Source organism: Agrobacterium sp. 22-226-1 (assembly GCF_053522345.1).
Map to the genome: position 1 here is coordinate 157,846 of NZ_JBNWCP010000007.1, position 17,110 is coordinate 174,955.

Annotated in this window: 18 protein-coding genes; 9 read left to right on the top strand and 9 right to left on the bottom strand. The window is 61.5% G+C overall.

Annotation, left to right across the window (positions count from 1 at the left end):
• Positions 1–90 precede the first annotated feature (90 nt).
• Both ACQZ5K_RS14350 and ACQZ5K_RS14355 read right to left on the bottom strand, forming a co-directional pair.
• A complete protein-coding gene (locus tag ACQZ5K_RS14350) occupies positions 91–861 on the bottom strand; it encodes a class II glutamine amidotransferase (RefSeq protein ID WP_035263410.1) in 771 nt (256 codons plus the stop codon).
• Positions 862–1,575 carry an aspartate/glutamate racemase family protein gene (locus ACQZ5K_RS14355; RefSeq protein WP_080819962.1) on the bottom strand — a complete coding sequence of 238 codons (714 nt, stop codon included), beginning with the start codon at positions 1,573–1,575 and terminating at the stop codon, positions 862–864. It lies immediately after the preceding gene.
• Between the two features lie 167 nt (positions 1,576–1,742).
• Here ACQZ5K_RS14355 and ACQZ5K_RS14360 point away from each other — a divergent pair, with 167 nt between their 5' ends.
• Complete coding sequence (locus ACQZ5K_RS14360) at positions 1,743–2,204, top strand: Lrp/AsnC family transcriptional regulator (protein ID WP_003522155.1); 462 nt, start codon at positions 1,743–1,745, stop codon at positions 2,202–2,204.
• Positions 2,205–2,222: 18 nt separating this feature from the next.
• Here ACQZ5K_RS14360 and ACQZ5K_RS14365 read toward each other — a convergent pair whose 3' ends face one another.
• The 3 genes from ACQZ5K_RS14365 to ACQZ5K_RS14375 all read right to left on the bottom strand — a co-directional run bounded on the left by ACQZ5K_RS14365 (position 2,223) and on the right by ACQZ5K_RS14375 (position 5,103).
• On the bottom strand, positions 2,223–3,206 hold the full coding sequence (locus ACQZ5K_RS14365; RefSeq protein ID WP_174058424.1) for an aldose 1-epimerase: 984 nt from the start codon (positions 3,204–3,206) through the stop codon (positions 2,223–2,225).
• 159 nt (positions 3,207–3,365) lie between these two features.
• Positions 3,366–4,259 (bottom strand): NAD(P)-dependent oxidoreductase, encoded by an 894-nt coding sequence (locus ACQZ5K_RS14370; protein ID WP_174058441.1) that lies wholly within the window; start codon positions 4,257–4,259, stop codon positions 3,366–3,368.
• 88 nt (positions 4,260–4,347) lie between these two features.
• On the bottom strand, positions 4,348–5,103 hold the full coding sequence (locus ACQZ5K_RS14375) for an SDR family oxidoreductase (RefSeq protein WP_003522158.1): 756 nt from the start codon (positions 5,101–5,103) through the stop codon (positions 4,348–4,350).
• Positions 5,104–5,323: 220 nt separating this feature from the next.
• Here ACQZ5K_RS14375 and ACQZ5K_RS14380 point away from each other — a divergent pair, with 220 nt between their 5' ends.
• From ACQZ5K_RS14380 to ACQZ5K_RS14415, 8 genes are all read left to right on the top strand, one after another.
• Positions 5,324–6,355: an L-idonate 5-dehydrogenase gene (locus ACQZ5K_RS14380; RefSeq protein ID WP_174058426.1), complete on the top strand. Its 1,032-nt coding sequence runs from the start codon at positions 5,324–5,326 to the stop codon at positions 6,353–6,355.
• Between the two features lie 460 nt (positions 6,356–6,815).
• A complete protein-coding gene (locus ACQZ5K_RS14385) occupies positions 6,816–7,394 on the top strand; it encodes a GbsR/MarR family transcriptional regulator (protein ID WP_003522458.1) in 579 nt (192 codons plus the stop codon).
• Positions 7,395–7,411: 17 nt separating this feature from the next.
• On the top strand, positions 7,412–9,202 hold the full coding sequence (gene cydD, locus ACQZ5K_RS14390; protein ID WP_174058442.1) for a thiol reductant ABC exporter subunit CydD: 1,791 nt from the start codon (positions 7,412–7,414) through the stop codon (positions 9,200–9,202).
• On the top strand, positions 9,199–10,890 hold the full coding sequence (gene cydC / locus ACQZ5K_RS14395; protein ID WP_174058428.1) for a thiol reductant ABC exporter subunit CydC: 1,692 nt from the start codon (positions 9,199–9,201) through the stop codon (positions 10,888–10,890). Before cydD ends, cydC begins: the two co-directional genes overlap by 4 nt.
• A gap of 67 nt (positions 10,891–10,957) precedes the next feature.
• Positions 10,958–12,535: a cytochrome ubiquinol oxidase subunit I gene (locus ACQZ5K_RS14400; protein ID WP_174058430.1), complete on the top strand. Its 1,578-nt coding sequence runs from the start codon at positions 10,958–10,960 to the stop codon at positions 12,533–12,535.
• A gap of 6 nt (positions 12,536–12,541) precedes the next feature.
• A complete protein-coding gene (gene cydB, locus ACQZ5K_RS14405) occupies positions 12,542–13,699 on the top strand; it encodes a cytochrome d ubiquinol oxidase subunit II (protein ID WP_174058432.1) in 1,158 nt (385 codons plus the stop codon).
• Between the two features lie 22 nt (positions 13,700–13,721).
• Positions 13,722–13,844 (top strand): cytochrome bd-I oxidase subunit CydX, encoded by a 123-nt coding sequence (gene cydX / locus ACQZ5K_RS14410; RefSeq protein ID WP_003508602.1) that lies wholly within the window; start codon positions 13,722–13,724, stop codon positions 13,842–13,844.
• Between the two features lie 283 nt (positions 13,845–14,127).
• Positions 14,128–15,066, top strand: coding sequence for an IS110 family RNA-guided transposase (locus tag ACQZ5K_RS14415; RefSeq protein ID WP_174059042.1), 939 nt, complete (start codon positions 14,128–14,130; stop codon positions 15,064–15,066).
• Positions 15,067–15,215: 149 nt separating this feature from the next.
• On the opposite strand, the gene ACQZ5K_RS14420 is transcribed toward ACQZ5K_RS14415, so the two are convergent.
• The 4 genes from ACQZ5K_RS14420 to nadC form a co-directional block, all read right to left on the bottom strand.
• A complete protein-coding gene (locus ACQZ5K_RS14420; protein WP_174058443.1) occupies positions 15,216–15,404 on the bottom strand; it encodes a hypothetical protein in 189 nt (62 codons plus the stop codon).
• A 22-nt stretch (positions 15,405–15,426) separates the two neighbouring features.
• Positions 15,427–15,837 (bottom strand): DUF3597 domain-containing protein, encoded by a 411-nt coding sequence (locus tag ACQZ5K_RS14425; protein ID WP_059756941.1) that lies wholly within the window; start codon positions 15,835–15,837, stop codon positions 15,427–15,429.
• Positions 15,838–15,849: 12 nt separating this feature from the next.
• A complete protein-coding gene (locus ACQZ5K_RS14430; RefSeq protein WP_003522465.1) occupies positions 15,850–16,101 on the bottom strand; it encodes a GlsB/YeaQ/YmgE family stress response membrane protein in 252 nt (83 codons plus the stop codon).
• 150 nt (positions 16,102–16,251) lie between these two features.
• The gene (gene nadC, locus ACQZ5K_RS14435) at positions 16,252–17,109 is read right to left on the bottom strand and encodes a carboxylating nicotinate-nucleotide diphosphorylase (protein WP_174058444.1); all 858 of its coding nucleotides are present in this window, start codon (positions 17,107–17,109) and stop codon (positions 16,252–16,254) included.
• Between the last annotated feature and the right edge of the window lies 1 nt (position 17,110).

Below are 17,110 nucleotides of genomic sequence, written 5' to 3' on the forward strand. Positions count from 1 at the left end.
AATGAAAATAAACAGGGCAGCGCTGCCGCCGCGCCGAGCTGTGGTGGCGCGGGCGTAAAAACCGGCCGCGATCATCGCCAATGGCGCTGTTTACGGCAGGAGAAAAGGCTCCATCGCCATCTCGCCGGCGCGGATCGTCACCCTGGTATTGGGGGGAACGGCGCACCAGGGCGCGCAATCGAAGGAAAAGGGTTCGGAACTCAATGCGATGCCGTCATCGAGCCCTCGCCAGTAGAGTGTCGGCGGCTTGTCGTCGCTTGACCAGCGGAAGGCATGCAGGCAATCGCCATCCATAAGAACGGCACTGAATCGCAGCGCGGAAGACACGCCTGCCGCCATCATCTTTTCCTGGCAGAGCCGCAGCGCGGTGGAAATGGCGCGAACCGGCTCGGTGTCGAGGCCATGCCCGGCGGCAATCAGGAAAATGGCTTCGCTATCGCCGGTGCCGCGCCGGGATGCATAGATATCGTCGGGGATGAGGGAATCGATGTCGCGCCTGATCTGCTCGTAACCGCCGATCTGGCCGTTATGCATGAACAGGTATCGCCCATGCGCAAAGGGATGGCAGTTGGCGCGGGACACTTCGCCTGATGTGGCGGAGCGGACATGGGCCATGAACATGCCCGAGCGGAGCTGGTGGCAAAGCGCCGCCAGATTGGCGTCGGACCAGGCGGGCCTTGTATCGCGAAAAACGCCGGGCGTTCCACGTTCGCCATACCAGCCAAGGCCGCAGCCATCGCCATTGACGACGGTTTTCGCTTCCCTTGCGGCCATGGACTGGCTGACCAGCGATGCTTCCGGCTCGATCAGAAGACTGTCGAGCCAGACCGGTTTACCGGAATAGGCAAAGAGGCGGCACATTCATGCGGCTCTGTTCAGGGCCTTGTTTCCGAGCGCGAAGCCGACGGCGGCCTTCGCGTGAATGGCGGTCGAATCGTAACCCGGTAGCGGCAGGGCATCGGGATCGATCAGCAGCGAAATCTCGGTGCAGCCGAGAATGACGGAATCGACGCCGAGTGCGCGGGCTTTCTCGATGACCGCGAGATAGCGCTCGCGCGAGCAGGACTTGATTTCGCCCTGGCAGAGTTCGCCGAAGATGATGTCGTGGATCGCCACCCGGTCTTCCGCATCGGGAACGACCACCTCGACACCGTGGCGGCGCATGCGGTCGGTGTAGAAGCCATGTTCCATCGTGTAGCGGGTGGCGAGCAGCAGCGGCTTGCGGCGTCCGTCCGCCTTCAGGGCTGCGGCGGTTTCATCGATGATGTCGATCAACGCCACGCCTGACATCTTCTCCACGGTGTCCGCGACCAGATGCATGGTGTTGGTGCAGATCAGCACGCAATCGGCGCCCGCATTGGCAAGGCGCGCGCCGGCCGCACCCAGAAGCGCACCGGCCTCATCCCAGCGATCGGCCTTCTGAAGGGCGACGACCTCGGAAAAATCGAGCGAATGCATGACGATGTCGGCAGAGACCAGGCCGCCGCGGCTGTCGCGCACGGCCTCGTTGATCATGCGGTAATAGGTTGCGGTGGATTCCCAGCTCATGCCGCCGATCAGGCCGATCCGTTTCATAAGAGTTCCCTTATCAAGTTTGATTGAAAATAAGGATGCCATCGTCGGGACGAAAACGGCATGCGTTTTTGCAGGGATTTCGCGGGCTAGATGCAAAATTAGGGCGCTCTTTCTCTAAAGATCGCAAATTTGTTGCGCTGTTGCGTTAACCTGTGCATTCTTTGCCGATGATTGATGATCGCGACCGCCGAATCCTTGCGATTCTCCAGGAAAATGCAGAAACGCCGCTCGCCGATATCGCGGAGGAGGTGTCGCTATCGCTATCCGCCTGTTCGCGTCGCATCACGCGGCTGCGGGCGGAAGGTTATGTAACGGGTACGATGGCGCTGCTCGACCGGCGCAAGATCAACCTGCCGACCACGGTTTTCCTGCTGGTGAGAACCGGCCTGCATGCGGAGGACTGGCTGGACCGGTTCCATGCCGCTGTCAGCACCATACCGGAAATTGTCGAGGTTCACCGGCTGACCGGTAATTTCGACTATATTCTGAAACTGGTGCTGCCGAATGTCGAATATTACGACACGATCTACAAACAGATCCTGCGCCGCGTCGAGCTTTACGACATGTCCGCTTATATCTCCATGGAGACGGTGAAGCTGTCGTCTTCGCTGCCGACGACACATATCTGAGCGATCATCGAGCCTTAATCAGCGCGCCGTCTCGAAACGAACGCCGAAGCGGAAGCTTCGCGTCTCGCCCGGTTGCAGCGCAATCGCATCCGCGAGTTCCGGCTGGTTGAAGGCGTTGGTCGGCGTTTCCACCGGTTCGAGCGCGATGGATTGTCGCCTGTCGCGGGCGAGCGTATCGCCGGTGAAGACATGCATGTGCCCGCGCTCCTGCCAAACCGTCAGGCTCGAACCGTCGTGCCGGTTTTCGAGCCTCGTCTCGTAAAGCCCGCTTTCGGATGCGACCAGATCGGTGAAGCAGACATCGAGCACATGGCCGGCAAGCGGCGCATAGAGAAAGCGGGTGTCGTCCCGTTTGACCATCCCGCCCTGTGGGTTGCGCAGGGGGATCAGGTCTTCGTCTGTTTCAATCGCCGTTCGCGAGGGCAGTGTGAGAAGAAGGTCGTCGATAGACGTCGTGCCGGGCAGGCGGAAATAGGGATGCCAGCCGGCGGCGAAAGGCAAGGGTCGGTCATCGCGATTGATGCCGCGTATGTCGATGGTGACCTCATGGCCGGCGAAACGATATTCCACCTCGATGGCGAGACGGTAGGGATAACCCTTAAAATCCGCAGGCGCTATTTCGGCGCGGAAGACGAGAATGTGAGCGCCGTTTGCCTCGAAAGACTGCGCAAGCGCGAAGGGCACGGCTCTGGCAAATCCATGGAAGACGAGGGCCTCGTGAGCAAGCACCGGCTCAATGCGGTGCATCTGCCCGCCAAAACCGAACCGACCATCCGGGATGCGGTTGGTGAAGGGTGCGAGAATGCCGTTTCTCACGCCGTTTTGCGATTGCATTTCGGCAGGCGTCGAATATCCGTCGACAAGATTTTCGCCTTCGCCGCCATCGGCAGAGACCGGCCGCCAGCTTAGAAGCGTCGCGCCTTCGTAAGCGATTTCGGCAGTGAAACCGTTTCCAGAAACGGTCAGACCGGCAATCCCCGTGCCTGTGGTGGAGGTAGTCATCGGGAAATTGTCCTTTGCATGCATGCGTCTGCGGTCATCGGGGCAGCTGCCGTGCCGATTCGCCCGATCATCTTCGCTGAAGGACAATTTCGCAATGGCCGTTAAGGGCCCGCAAGGGCTGTATCAACAGGCTCCTGCCATCCATGTCTGCCGGGCAAATCAGTCTGGAAAGGTTCGTTTCGCGCCGCTGAAATATTCCATCAGCGCGGCCTGATCCTCCCCACCCAGCCCGGCCGCCGTCAGCATGCGGTGCACCTCGGCGCAAACCGCCGTCAGCGGCATGGCCGTGTTGGTGCGCCGGGCGAGATCCTGCGCGCCGTTGAGGTCTTTCACCATATTGTCGATGCGGCCGGTGCGGCGGTAATCCTTCGCCACATAACGCGGCATATATTCCTGCAGGATGGCGCTGTCGGCGCGGCCGCCCTTCAGCGCCTGCGGGATTTTGGCGGCATCGACGCCGGCATCCAGCGCCAGCTGCGTTGCTTCCGCCACCGCAAGGAAGTTCAGCCCGCACAGAACCTGGTTGATGAGTTTCGTCGTCTGCCCCGCGCCGCAGGGTCCCATGTGGGTATAATTGCTGGCCACATGCCGCAGCACGCGATGCGCATCAGCCACATCCGTTTCGCTGCCGCCGGCCATCAGCGTCAATTGCCCGATGAGCGCCTTGGGCGCGCCGCCCGAAAGCGGGCTGTCCACCCAGCGCAGGCCTTTTTCCGCGGCATCTGCCGCCAGTTCCTTCGTCGCTTCCGGGTCGATGGAGGACATGTCGATGATGAGCGTGCCGGGCTTCGCCCCCGCCGCGACGCCATCCTTGCCGAAGACGGCGATGCGAACGATTTTCGGCGAATTGAGGCTGAGGATGACCGCATCGGAAACCGAAGCCGCTTCCGCCGCCGTACCCGCGCTCTGCGCGCCAAGGCTCGTCAGCGCCGCCACCTTTTCCGCATCCAGATCGAAAACCGTCAGCTGATTTCCGGTCTCGATGAGCCGTGTGCCGATTGCTCCGCCCATGGCGCCGGCGCCGATGAGGGCGACTTTGTTCTTCTCGGTCATGGTGTTCACGGCCTCCTCCCAAAGTGTCGTGGTGTCGTCGGTTCAAAACCGGATGGCGGCCGCAGCCGGCCATCCGGTTTCGGTGTTTTTAAAGCGAGGCGGTGATGCCGCCGTCGACATAGAGAATATGTCCGTTCACGAAGGACGAGGCATCGGACGACAGGAAGATGCAGGCGCCGACAAGCTCTTCGACCTTGCCCCAGCGACCGGCGGGCGTGCGCTTTTCAAGCCATGCCGAGAAGGTTTCGTCCGCCACCAGGGCCGCGTTGAGCGGCGTGTCGAAATAACCGGGTGCGATGGCGTTGCATTGCAGGCCGTATTTGGCCCAGTCCGTCGCCATGCCTTTCGTCAGGTTGCCGACGGCGCCCTTGGTGGCGGTGTAGGGCGCGATGCCGGGGCGGGCAAGGGCGGTCTGCACGCTGGCGATGTTGATGATCTTGCCACGACCGCGGCTGATCATATGGCGCGCGGCCGCCTGTCCCGCATGGAACACCGAGGCGATGTTGGTCTGCAGCAGGCGCTCGAAGGCATCCGCCGGAAAATCCTCAAGCGGCGTGCGGTGCTGCATGCCGGCATTGTTGACCAGAATATCGATGGGACCGACTTCCGCCTCGAAACCGTCGATGGCCTTGCGCACCGCTTCATGATCGGTGGCGTCGAAGGCAAGCGTTTTGGCGCCCTTGATGCCGGCGGCGGCTGCTTTCAGCTTCGCCTCGTCGCGCCCGTTCAGCACCACTTCCGCTCCCGCTTCCGCCAGCCCTTGCGCCAGCGCGAAGCCGATGCCCTGGGACGAACCCGTGATCAGGGCGCGGCGGCCGGAAAGATCGAACAATTTAAGGCCCACTGTTTCCTCCAGTCTCTCGACATTGCATTCATACAGGTTTATGTTATCGATAACATTCATCCCTTTCAGACGTGGATGTCAAGGCTTAAACGCCCGGTTTCGGTACGGATCGGGCGGGTGGGGAGGCGGCACGACGTGCAAATGCGCGGCAGGCGGCGGTGACAGGGATGCGGATTATTTTGTCGCGCCGCTCAGGTGCGATGTCGAACGGGAGATATTTATGAGAGCGATTGTTGCCCATGGGGCAAAGGATGTGCGCATCGAGGAGCGGCCCGAGGAAGCGCCGGGGCCGGGAGAAGTGCGGCTCCGTCTGGTCCGGGGCGGAATTTGCGGTAGCGATCTGCATTATTACAACCATGGCGGCTTCGGCGCGGTGCGGCTTCGTGAACCCATGGTGCTCGGCCATGAGGTCTCCGCCGTCATCGAAGAACTGGGCGAGGGCGTGGAAGGGCTAAAGGTCGGCGGTCTGGTTGCCGTTTCGCCGTCCCGCCCATGCGGAACCTGCCGCTTTTGCCAGGAAGGCTTGCACAACCAGTGCCTCAACATGCGCTTTTATGGCAGCGCCATGCCTTTCCCGCATATTCAGGGCGCTTTCCGTGAGGTTCTGGTGGCCGACGCCCTGCAATGCGTGCCGGCCGATGGCCTGAGCGCCGGTGAGGCCGCCATGGCGGAACCGTTGGCGGTAACGCTGCATGCCACGCGCCGCGCCGGCGATTTGCTGGGAAAACGTGTGCTCGTCACGGGTTGCGGCCCGATCGGCATCCTGTCCATTCTGGCGGCCCGCCGCGCCGGCGCGGCTGAGATCGTCGCCACCGATCTTTCCGATTTCACGCTTGCCAAGGCGCGTGAGGCGGGTGTGGATCGTGTCATCAACAGCAAGGATGAGCCCGATGCACTTGCCGCCTATGGTGCGAACAAGGGAACCTTCGATGTTCTCTATGAATGCTCGGGTGCGGCGGTGGCGCTTGCCGGCGGTATTGCCGCGCTTCGTCCGCGCGGCATCATCGTCCAGCTCGGCCTTGGCGGCGATATGAGCCTGCCGATGATGGCGATCACCGCCAAGGAACTGGATCTGCGCGGCTCTTTCCGCTTCCACGAGGAGTTTGCCACCGGTGTGGAATTGATGCGCAAGGGCCTGATCGACGTCAAGCCGTTCATCACCCAGACCGTCGATCTCGCCGACGCCATCTCGGCCTTCGAATTCGCCTCGGACCGCAGCCGTGCGATGAAGGTGCAGATCGCTTTTTCGTAAGTAAGGTTTCTACGCGCGAATGCGCCGACGTTTCGATCGGCGGCGGGTCATCCCGCCGCCGATTTTTTTTCGGCGGGTTCTTGCCCGGGCGACTCGTGAAGATGTTATCGATATCATCAGCTGCTTTGGGTACGTCATTCCGGCCTTGAGCCGGAATCCAGCCGACGCACGTCTGCGCGGCGAGAGAGTCCTTTCAGCCCAAAGACTTGGGCTGGCTGGATTCCGGCTCAAGGCCGGAATGACGGAGGAAGAGTGACAGGCTCAGCAAACGCCCGGCCCGTCATAAAGCCCCAACACGACCGCCGCATATTTGGCTCCGTGCTGTACCCACGACCGTCTTTACCGACGTCATCTCTGCCCATTTGCACATTTTGACGCAGGTCAAAAAGGTGATTTGCCGCTCGTCGTTTTTTGCGTTATCGAAATTTCAGAAATTACTGAAAATTCAGGAAACGTAAAAATGCCAACCAGCCTGTCCCCGCTCGTTCAGTCCTTCGTGCTGCATTTCGGTGAGATGGGCAGCCGCTGGGGCATCAACCGCACCGTCGGCCAAGTCTATGCTTTGCTTTATATTTCGCCGCAGCCGCTGTGTGCGGACGAGATTGTGGAGGCGCTCGGTATTTCCCGTTCCAACGTGTCGATGAGCCTGAAAGAGTTGCAGGCGTGGAACCTTGCAATTCTCAAGCATTTTCCCGGCGACCGGCGCGATTTTTTCACGACGCCTGACGATGTCTGGCAAATTCTCCGCACCCTTGCCGAAGAGCGCAAAAAGCGCGAGATCGATCCCACGCTCAGCGTGCTACGCGAAATTCTGATGGAGACGCCGGAAAACGAAGATGAGCGGCATGCGCAAAAGCGCATCGACGAGATGAAGACGCTGATCGAGCAGCTCACCGGCTGGTATGACGATGTGAAGCGGCTGGAGACGGAAAGGCTGGCTTCGCTTCTGGCGCTCGGTTCGAAGGTCACGAAGCTTCTGGAGGCCAAGGACAAGATCGTCTCCCTCGCCAGACCTCGTGGCGCAAAGAAGGACGGGTGAGGAGAACGGCCGTGAGCATGTCCGTGGAAATCCGCCAGGGGGCCGATGGTGACGGGGCAGTCTGTCCCGTTCCGGTTGGAGTCTCGCCCGACGCGACGCGGCGGCGCTTCTTCAGCGACCGCAAAATCTCACACGACAGAGCGGCCGGGCGGGCGAAAATGACACGCTCGCCGGCGGTTGGGAGATCCGTGGCTCTGCTGCATGTCCTGGCGGCTTTGCTCTGGCTGCCGCAGGCAGGCTTGCTTGCCTTTTCAGTCGGAAGAATTGCCGATGGCGCGCCGATGATGGCGATCGTGCCGGCTGTGGCCGCGGTTCTCATCCTCGGCCTCATCAAGGCATGGCTGGAAAAGATCGCGGCGCGGCTGTCGTTTCGTGCCGCTCGTGCGGCGCTGTCGCAGCGGCGGCTGGAAGCGCTGCAGGCTGTGGCGAAGGTTTCCCCGCTCGATCTGTCGCGCACCGCCTCCGGTGAGGCGGCAGGCGTCGTGGCCGAGGCGGCGGAAGCGCTGGTGCCCTATCTTTCCCGTTTCCAGCCGGCGCGGATGAAGGCGACCATCGTGCCGCTGGTTTTCGTGCTGGCGATCCTGCCCTTTACCTGGATTGCGGCGCTGGTGCTGCTGCTCGCCATGCCAACCATCCCGCTTTTCATGGCGCTCATCGGCTGGCAGGCCAAGGCCGCCAGCGAAAAACAGCTTGCCGAGACGGGCAATATGAATGCCTTCCTGCTCGACCGCTTGCGCGGGCTGGAAACGATCCGCACGCTTAAAGCCGTCGATCTGACGGCGGAGCGTCTCAGCGCCGATGCGCAGAACCTCAAGAAGCGGACGATGGCGGTGCTCAGGATCGCCTTTCTCTCCTCGGCGGTGCTGGAGCTTTTCGCAGCGCTCGGCGTTGCCATGACCGCCGTCTATATCGGTTTTCATCTGCTCGGATTTCTCGATTTCGGCGCCTGGGGCCACAAGCTGACGCTTGCCGAAGGTCTTTTCATCCTGCTGCTGGCACCGGCCTTTTTCGAGCCGCTGCGGGAACTCTCCGCCGTCTGGCACGACCGCGCGGCCGGTGAAGCAGCGCTTGATGCGCTCGGCAAATTGACGGCCGGCGGTGCGGCCATCGCCGGCGAGGGCACGGATATGGCGTCTGTCCCATCCCCGACGCCCGGCCTGCTGGAGATCGACAATCTCTCCTTCGCTTATCCGAATGCTCCACCTGTCATCCAAAATCTCAACCTGACAGTTCAGCAGGGTGAGGGAGTTGCGATTCTTGGGCCTTCCGGTTGTGGTAAATCCACTGTACTCTCCCTGATTGCCGGGCTGGCCGAGGCTGGAGAGGGCTCGATCAGGATCGGCGGCGTCAATCTCGATAATGCGACGGCGGATGGGCTGCGCAGGACGATCGGCTGGGTCAGCCAGAAGCCGTTCTTTTTTGCCGGTTCGCTGAAGGCGAATATTCGCTTCGGCCGTTCGGTTGTCAGCGATGGTATGGTGGAAGAGACGCTGCGCCGCACCGGGCTCGATGGCTTGTCGCATGCGCGCCGGCATCTGCAGATCGGCGATGGCGGATATGGAATCTCGGGCGGGGAGGCGGTGCGGCTTGCCATTGCGCGTGCTTTCGCAGACCCCGCAACGCAGCTTGTTCTGGCCGATGAGCCGACAGCCCATCTCGACCGGGAAACGGCTGCTCTCGTCACGGAAAACCTGCTGCAACTGGCAAATGGCAGGACATTGATCGTCGCGACCCATGATCCGGTGCTTGCGGCGCGCATGGACAGGATCGTGGATATGACGGCGATCCATTCGAGGGGGCAGCCATGATCGCGCGTTTTGCGATATTGAAACCCATTATCGGCCTGTTCTGGTCGGCGCGGCGCGGCATGCTGCTGGCGGGCGCGGCTCTGGCGGTAACGACGGTGCTGGCGGGCATCGGCCTTCTCGGCGTTTCCGGCTGGTTCATCACCGCAACGGCGATTGCCGGTCTTCTGCCGGCAACGGCCTATGCTTTCGATGTCTTTGCGCCTTCGGCCGCCATTCGTCTTCTGGCGCTGGCGCGCACCGCCGCCCGTTACGGCGAACGCATGACGACCCATGACGCCACGCTTTCCGTGCTTGCAGCACTTCGGGAAAAGCTGTTTCGCGGTTTTGCCGCGCCGCAGGCCGCGAAATCCCTGGAGGCGAGGCCCGCGCGCCTGCTGAACCGGCTGACGGCGGATATCGATGCGCTGGATTCGCTTTATCTGCGCGTGCTGGTTCCCGCTGCCGTGGCGGTCCTTGCCGCAATCGCGACAGGTCTCGGGCTTGCTTTTCTCCATCCTCTGGCGGGCATTCTGACGGCGGTTTTCCTCATCGCGGCGGGGCTTGGAATTTCGGTTCGCGCCGCCTTGCGGGCGGAAACATTCTCGCGCCGCCGGGCAATCGGGCTGGAGGCCCTTCGGGCCCGCACGGCCGATCTCGTGAGCGGGCAGACGGAGCTCTTGACCACCGGCCGCCTTTCCGCGCAGGTCGCGGCGGTGAAACGGGCGGATGATTACCTCTCTGCCTGCGATGATACCCTGAACCGCATCGAAACCAGTGCCGTTTTTTCCTTCGGGGTTTCAGCGGCCGTTCTTTTGAGCGCCGCCCTTCTCGGCATGGCCTGGCTTGCGGAACAGGGGGCGGTGAGCGCGCCGGCCGCAGCACTCGGGCTGCTTGTCTGTTTTGCCGCGCTGGAGCCTTTCACGGCATTGCGTCGTGGGGCGATGGAACTTGGACGCACATTGTTTTCCGCAAGGCGCATTGCGCCGCGTCTTTCGGCAACGTCTGAAGGCCGCTGTCGCGTCTCGCCGGTCGACGGCATGGCGGCAGAGCTCAAAAACGTGCGTTTGGAGCGGGAAGGGAACGACAATCCGGTCCTGACGAATATCAACCTTGTAATCGCCTCCGGTGAACGGGTTGCCATCATCGGCCAGAGCGGTGCGGGCAAGACAAGCCTCATCCAGCTTCTGGCGGGTGAATTGCAGCCGGCTGCGGGCACGGTCAACGCCCTGCCGTCCACCCTGATGACGCAGCGCAGCCAGCTTTTCCGCGACAGTATCGCCGACAATCTGCGGCTGGCGAAACCCGCCGCAACCGGGGCCGAGTTATGGGACGCGCTCGAGGCGGCGGGCCTTGCCGAACACGTCAAATCTTTGCCGACCGGGCTGGAGACAAGGCTTGGCGAGGCGGGCCAGGGGCTTTCCGGCGGCCAGTCGCGCCGGCTGGCGCTCGCCCGTTTCCTGCTCGCCGACCGGCCGCTCTGGCTTCTCGATGAGGTGACGGAAGGGCTGGACGGCGAGACCGCCCGCGACGTGCTCACCCGGCTGTTTGCGAGGGCAGAGGGAAAGACTGTCGTGATGATCACCCATAATCGCCGCGAGGCGGAATTTGCCGATCGCATCATCGTGCTGAAAGAGGGACGTCAATTTGATGAATGTCAAAGCGGCACCCCGGAATACGGCGTAGTGCTGGAGACACTGCGCCCGGACTGAGATTTTTTGAGAGCCGGCGTCGTCTTGAAAATGGAAGGCCGGCCTTCCGGAAAAGGTGGATAGGACTATGGAACTCGACATAGTGGCGCTGTCGCGCCTGCAATTTGCAGTGACGGCTTTATATCACTTTCTGTTCGTTCCCCTGACGATCGGACTATCGGTGGTGATCGCCATCATGGAAACGGTCTATGTCATGACCGGCCGCACGGTCTGGCGGCAGATGACGAAATTCTGGGGCACGTTGTTCGGCATCAACTTCGTGCTCGGCGTTTCCACCGGCATCGTCATGGAATTCCAGTTCGGCATGAACTGGAGTTATTACAGCCATTATGTCGGCGATATTTTCGGTGCGCCGCTGGCCATCGAGGGCATGATGGCCTTCTTCCTGGAAGCCACCTTCGTCGGGCTGTTCTTTTTCGGCTGGGACAAGCTGTCGAAACTCGGCCATCTCGTCGCGACATGGTGCGTGGCGCTCGGTTCGAATTTTTCGGCGCTGTGGATATTGATCGCCAATGGCTGGATGCAGAACCCGACGGGATCGGCCTTCAATCCCCAGACCATGCGTATGGAAGTGACCGACTTCTTCGAGGTCCTGTTCAACCCGGTGGCGCAGGCGAAGTTCGTCCACACGGTTTCCGCGGGTTATGTCACGGCCTCCATCTTCGTGCTCGGCGTTTCGGCCTGGTATGTGCTGAAAGGCCGTCATGTCGATCTCGCCAAGCGTTCGATGACGGTTGCCGCCTCCTTCGGTCTGGCGTCCGCGCTGTCCGTCGTCGTGCTGGGTGATGAAAGCGGCTATCTCTCCACCGAACACCAGAAGATGAAACTCGCCTCCATCGAGGCCATGTGGGAAACCGAGCCGGCCCCGGCCCCCTTCACGGCCATCGGTTTTCCCGATCAGGAAGCACGCGAAACGCATTTCGCCGTGAAGATCCCGTGGGTGATGGGCCTTATCGGCACCCGCTCGCTCGACACACAAATTCCGGGCATCAACGATCTGGTGGTGCAGGCCAAGACCCGCATTCGCGACGGTATCAAGGCCTATGACGCGCTGATGCAGATACGGGCCACCGGCAAGGGCGCGGCGTTGCCGGAAGAGGTGCGCGGCACCTTTGCCGAACTCGGCCATGAGCTCGGTTATGCCCTGCTGCTGAAACGATATGTCGATGATCCGCGCCAGGCGAATGAAGAGCAGATCGCCAAGGCAGCGGCGGATACCATTCCGCATGTGCCGACCCTGTTCTGGGCTTTCCGCATCATGGTCGGCCTTGGCATCTTCTTCATCCTGCTGACGGCGACGTTCTTTTATCTTTCGGCCCGCCGCCGGCTGGATCATTATCCGTTGCTGCTGAAAGTGGCGGTCTTCGCCATTCCCCTGCCGTGGATCGCGGCGGAAATGGGCTGGGTGGTGGCCGAGTTCGGCCGTCAGCCATGGATCATCGAGGGCGTGCTGCCCACGGCCGCGGCCGTCTCCAGCCTCAGCGCCTCCACGGTCCTCATCACGCTCCTGTGTTTCATCGCCATCTACACGGTGCTGTTTATCGTCGAAATGGGGCTGATGCTGAAGGCGATCCGCAAGGGCCCCGAGCCGGACCATGAGCCGGAAGCGCCGCTCGTTCCTGAAAAACTCGTCGCTGCGGAGTAAACGATCATGATATTGCACCAACTCATCGACTACGAAATTCTCCGTGTCATCTGGTGGCTGCTGCTTGGCGTGGTGCTGATCGGTTTTGCCGTGACCGGCGGTTTCGATCTCGGCACCGGCGCGCTGCTACCCTTCGTGGCGAAAACGGATATCGAGCGGCGTGTCGTCATCAATTCCATCGGCCCGGTCTGGGAGGGCAATCAGGTCTGGCTCATCCTTGGCGGCGGCGCGATCTTCGCCGCCTGGCCGCCGCTTTATGCGGTGTCGTTTTCAGGGTTTTACCTGGCGATGTTCGCCACCCTGTTTGCGCTGATCCTGCGGCCGGTCGGTTTCAAATATCGCTCCAAGCGTGAAAGCGCCGCCTGGCGCACCGGCTGGGACTGGGCGCTCTTCATCGGCGGCTTCGTTCCGGCGCTGATCTTCGGCGTGGCCATCGGCAATGTGCTGCAGGGCGTTCCCTTCCACCTCAATGACGACCTCAGGATTTTCTATGATGGCACGACGCTGTTCGAGCTTCTGAACCCCTACGCCATCCTCTGCGGTCTCGTTTCCGTCGCCATGCTCGTCATGCACGGCGCCGCATGGCTGGTGCTGAAAACGGATGGTCCAGTCGCGGCCCGCGCGCGCGGTTTCGGCAGCATTGCGGCCCTTGCCACCACCGTTCTTTTTGCGCTCGGCGGCGTCTTTCTGTGGCTCGGTGTCGATGGCTATCGCTTCACCTCGGAGGTCGTAACCGACGGTCCGTCCAATCCGCTGTCGAAGACGGTCGAGGTTGCGGGCGGTGTCTGGTTTGCCAATTATGTGGCGCATCCCTGGATGATGCTGGCGCCGGCGCTCGGTCTTGTCTTCCCGCTCGTCGCTTTCGTCTTGCTCCGGGCCCGCAGGGAAGTGCTGGCGCTGCTTTCCAGCTCGCTCGCCATTTTCGGCATCATCGCAACGGTGGGGCTGACGATGTTTCCCTTCATCCTGCCGTCTTCGGTTGATCCGAAATCGAGCCTGACGGTGTGGGATGCGTCGTCCAGCCATATGACGCTGTTCATCATGCTGGTCGTCGCCCTCATCTTCATCCCGATCATCGTCGCCTATACGTCATGGGTCTATCGTGTGCTGTGGGGCAAGGTGGATGAAAAGGCGATCCGCGACGACAGCGGTCATGCTTATTGATTAAGAAAGAAGGAGATCGAACATGTGGTATTTCGCCTGGCTGCTTGGCCTGCCTCTCGCCGCCATCTTCGCCGTCATGAACGCCATGTGGTATGAGCTGATGGAAGAAAACGCGAAAAAGGCCGAAGCGAAGCTGGATAAATAGGGCTTTGGCGGAAGCCTCTCCTCCGTCATGCCGGACTAGATCCGGCATCCAGCCACGGCGCGTCTGCGCCGTGAAAAGAGTTTCTCGCGATCAAGGACTTGTGTGGACGTATTGTGGTTTACTTGATGCATAGGCCGGGATGCGCATCCCGGCCTATGCAGGCAGGAGGCCGTATTTCCGGACTGGTTGAAACAGCCGAGATCAAGCAAGGCCCTGCCTGCTCCCTTTGACCCCGAACGGTTGATCGGGCTTTCGCCCGCACCACAAGCCTGGGAGCAAGGCCATGATACCGGAACTTCTCTTCGTCGGCATCGACGTTTCCAAAGCCCGCTTCGATGTTTTTGTTTATCCGGCCGGCAAGCGCTGGAGTACCGGCAGTTCACCGACACAGATCGGCGCTCTCGCAAACCGCCTTCTGGGGCTCGGACCGGTCGTCGTCGGACTGGAGGCGTCTGGCGGTTATGAGCGCAGGCTGGCCGACAGCCTGCATGCGGCAGGCCTGAAGGCCCATATCCTGCCGCCCGCAAGGGTTCGCAATTTTGCCAAAGCCATGGGGCAGCTGGCAAAGACCGATATGATCGACGCTGCCGTGATCGCCCGCTATCTGGCAACGGTACACGCTCACCTCACTCCATATGAACCAAATCCCGTGCGTAGTCGCCTGAGCGCGTTGGCGGCCCACCGGCGCAGGCTGGTCGCCGAAAAGAGCGGCCTGACGAGCCAGCTCGATACCATCGAAGAGCCGCTGGTGCGCGACATGCTGGAGGCACGCCTGCGCATCATCGCCACGGACATCGCCACTCTCGACCGCGCCATGCGCGATCTGCTCAAGGCGACGCCCGGCCTGCGAAAGCGCCACGACAGAATGTGCAAGGTCACCGGCGTCGGCCCGGTGCTGGCCACCGCGCTCATTGCCGATCTGCCTGAACTCGGCACTGTCTCTTCAAAGGTCATCGCCGCTCTTGTCGGCGTCGCGCCGCATGCGCGTCAATCCGGCTCATCAAACCGGCAGGGCAAATGCTCCGGTGGCCGCAAGCATCTGCGCGACATCGCCTATATGGCCGCACTCAGCGCCATCAAGGTCAAAGACCCCGTTCTTGGAGCCTTTTATCAGCGCCTGCGCAGCAAGGGAAAACCTTTTAAATTGGCCATCGTCGCAACAATCCGGAAGCTCGTCACAATCCTCAACGCCATCGCAAGGACAGATCCAGCATTTGCTTGATCATCAACGGTTGCTTGATCGCGCTGGACCCCGGATCTAGTCCGGGGTGACGGAGTGCGGATGATGCAACTCCGCCAAATATAAAAGGGCGGCATCCGGTTGGGATGCCGCCGTTTTTGGGTAAACAGCCGTGCCTGCGATGCGCGGCTTCAGTGGATCGCGATGCCGCGCTTGTCCGCTTCTTCCTTGATGATGTCTTCGACGATGGCCCTCTTGAGATTTGGATTTCCCAGAAGATAGTTGTCGGCGATCTCGAAGATCGATTTCGGATTCTCGGTCCTGTGCAGGGTGTCGAGGTCCTGGCCGATCTGCTCTCGAAGGCTGGAATAGTCGTCCATCGCGGCGCTCCCGTTTATCGGTTCAATCCAGAAGGTCGGCCGGAACCTTGCCGCCGTTTTCGGACAGCTTCTTGATGACGGCCTTGTGCAGCCAGATGTTCATGGTCGCGGAATCCGAAGTGTCGCCGGTATAGCCGAGTTCGCCGGCCAGTTCCTTTCGGGCGCTGAGGCTGCTGTCCAGATTGAGCGCTTTCAGAAGGTCGACGATCGAATGTTTCCAGTCGAGTTTCTGGCCATTCTGCTTGACCGCCGCATCCAGGATCGAAGCGACGTCGACATTGCCGGCGGGGGCCGGAGCCGCGGCTGTCGGAGCGGGTGCTGCCGGTGCGGCCGGGCTTGCCGTGGCTGCCGGCGTGCCGGCGGGAGCCGAAGTCTGAGGCGCGGCCTCGGCCTTGCCGAAAATGGCGTTCTTGATCTTGTCGAAAAAGCTCATGGTGTCCTCCCCTTAGCGGCGAAATGCCCGCCCGACGGCGATGAGAATGCAGGCGCCGATGAAACCGGCGATGAGATAGCCAATCCAGCCTCCGAGCGAAATGCCCACGAGCCCCAGAAGGAAATTGGCGACGATGGCGCCGACAATGCCGAGGATAATGTTCATGAAAAGACCCATATTGCTTTTCATGAACTGTTCGGCGAGCCAACCGGCCACGCCACCGATGATGATTGCTGCAATCCAGCCAACTTGTGCGTCTTCCATAACAAGCCTTTCCTTTGTGAGAGAGGTCCGCAGGCATATGGACAGGCTTTTGCGCGCACTGATCCCCCCGCCTTGAATAGACCTCAGGCGGAGCAATAACGGCGATATGGGCGATTGGTTCCCTGCGGCGAACTATGCGCCGTATATTCTTTAGCTCTGGCTTTGAAAGTCGAGGCCGATATCGAGAACCGGCGCGCTGTGGGTCAGCCAGCCGACGGAGATGAGATCGATGCCGGTTGCGGCGATGGCTGCGGCCGTCTGCGGATTGATGCGGCCGGACGCTTCGGTAATGGCGCGACCGGCGACGATCCCCACCGCCTCGCGTAGCTGTTCGGGTGTCATATTGTCGAGAAGAACCGCATCGACGCCCTCATCCATGACCTCGCGCAACTGCGCAAGCGTATCGACCTCCACCTCGATCTTGACGAGATGCCCCACGCCCTGCCGGGCGCGGCGGATGGCGTCGCGCACGCCGCCGGCCACGGCAATATGGTTGTCCTTGATGAGAACGGCGTCATAAAGCGCAAAACGGTGGTTCGTGCCGCCGCCGGCGCGCACCGCATATTTTTCCAGCGCCCTCAGCCCCGGCGTCGTCTTGCGGGTGCAGGCGACCGAGGCCTTGGTGCCGGCAATGGCGGCAACGATTTTTGCGGTGACGGAAGCGATGCCCGACAGGTGGCCGAGGAAATTCAGCGCCGTGCGCTCCGCCGTCAGAAGGCCGCGCGAGGGGCCTTCGATCGTTGCGATGATATCGCCGGGCGTCACGGCGGCCCCATCCTGCACATGCCGTTTTATCACGATGGCCGGATCCACGAGCTGGAAAGCGAGTTCCGCCGCGTCGAGACCGGCAATAACGCCCGGTTCGCGCGCGGCCATGATGACGACCGAGCGATGATCGGCGGGAATGACAGCGGCGGACGTGATGTCGCCCGCCAGTCCAAGGTCTTCCAGAAGAGCGTTGCGCACGAGCGGTTCGATGATGAGGCGTGGCAGGGGTGAAAGGGTCATG

What these genes read in the sequence shown, in the direction of transcription:
- cydC (WP_174058428.1), top strand. Translation starts at nt 9,199, where the DNA reads ATGATCGCGCGTTTTGCGATATTGAAACCCATTATCGGCCTGTTCTGG.
- ACQZ5K_RS14400 (WP_174058430.1), top strand. Translation starts at nt 10,958, where the DNA reads ATGGAACTCGACATAGTGGCGCTGTCGCGCCTGCAATTTGCAGTGACG.
- ACQZ5K_RS14425 (WP_059756941.1), bottom strand. Translation starts at nt 15,837, where the DNA reads ATGAGCTTTTTCGACAAGATCAAGAACGCCATTTTCGGCAAGGCCGAG.
- ACQZ5K_RS14420 (WP_174058443.1), bottom strand. Translation starts at nt 15,404, where the DNA reads ATGGACGACTATTCCAGCCTTCGAGAGCAGATCGGCCAGGACCTCGAC.
- cydB (WP_174058432.1), top strand. Translation starts at nt 12,542, where the DNA reads ATGATATTGCACCAACTCATCGACTACGAAATTCTCCGTGTCATCTGG.
- cydX (WP_003508602.1), top strand. Translation starts at nt 13,722, where the DNA reads ATGTGGTATTTCGCCTGGCTGCTTGGCCTGCCTCTCGCCGCCATCTTC.
- ACQZ5K_RS14360 (WP_003522155.1), top strand. Translation starts at nt 1,743, where the DNA reads ATGATTGATGATCGCGACCGCCGAATCCTTGCGATTCTCCAGGAAAAT.
- ACQZ5K_RS14350 (WP_035263410.1), bottom strand. Translation starts at nt 861, where the DNA reads ATGTGCCGCCTCTTTGCCTATTCCGGTAAACCGGTCTGGCTCGACAGT.
- ACQZ5K_RS14365 (WP_174058424.1), bottom strand. Translation starts at nt 3,206, where the DNA reads ATGACTACCTCCACCACAGGCACGGGGATTGCCGGTCTGACCGTTTCT.
- ACQZ5K_RS14385 (WP_003522458.1), top strand. Translation starts at nt 6,816, where the DNA reads ATGCCAACCAGCCTGTCCCCGCTCGTTCAGTCCTTCGTGCTGCATTTC.
- ACQZ5K_RS14370 (WP_174058441.1), bottom strand. Translation starts at nt 4,259, where the DNA reads ATGACCGAGAAGAACAAAGTCGCCCTCATCGGCGCCGGCGCCATGGGC.
- ACQZ5K_RS14415 (WP_174059042.1), top strand. Translation starts at nt 14,128, where the DNA reads ATGATACCGGAACTTCTCTTCGTCGGCATCGACGTTTCCAAAGCCCGC.
- cydD (WP_174058442.1), top strand. Translation starts at nt 7,412, where the DNA reads ATGTCCGTGGAAATCCGCCAGGGGGCCGATGGTGACGGGGCAGTCTGT.
- nadC (WP_174058444.1), bottom strand. Translation starts at nt 17,109, where the DNA reads ATGACCCTTTCACCCCTGCCACGCCTCATCATCGAACCGCTCGTGCGC.
- ACQZ5K_RS14380 (WP_174058426.1), top strand. Translation starts at nt 5,324, where the DNA reads ATGAGAGCGATTGTTGCCCATGGGGCAAAGGATGTGCGCATCGAGGAG.
- ACQZ5K_RS14430 (WP_003522465.1), bottom strand. Translation starts at nt 16,101, where the DNA reads ATGGAAGACGCACAAGTTGGCTGGATTGCAGCAATCATCATCGGTGGC.
- ACQZ5K_RS14355 (WP_080819962.1), bottom strand. Translation starts at nt 1,575, where the DNA reads ATGAAACGGATCGGCCTGATCGGCGGCATGAGCTGGGAATCCACCGCA.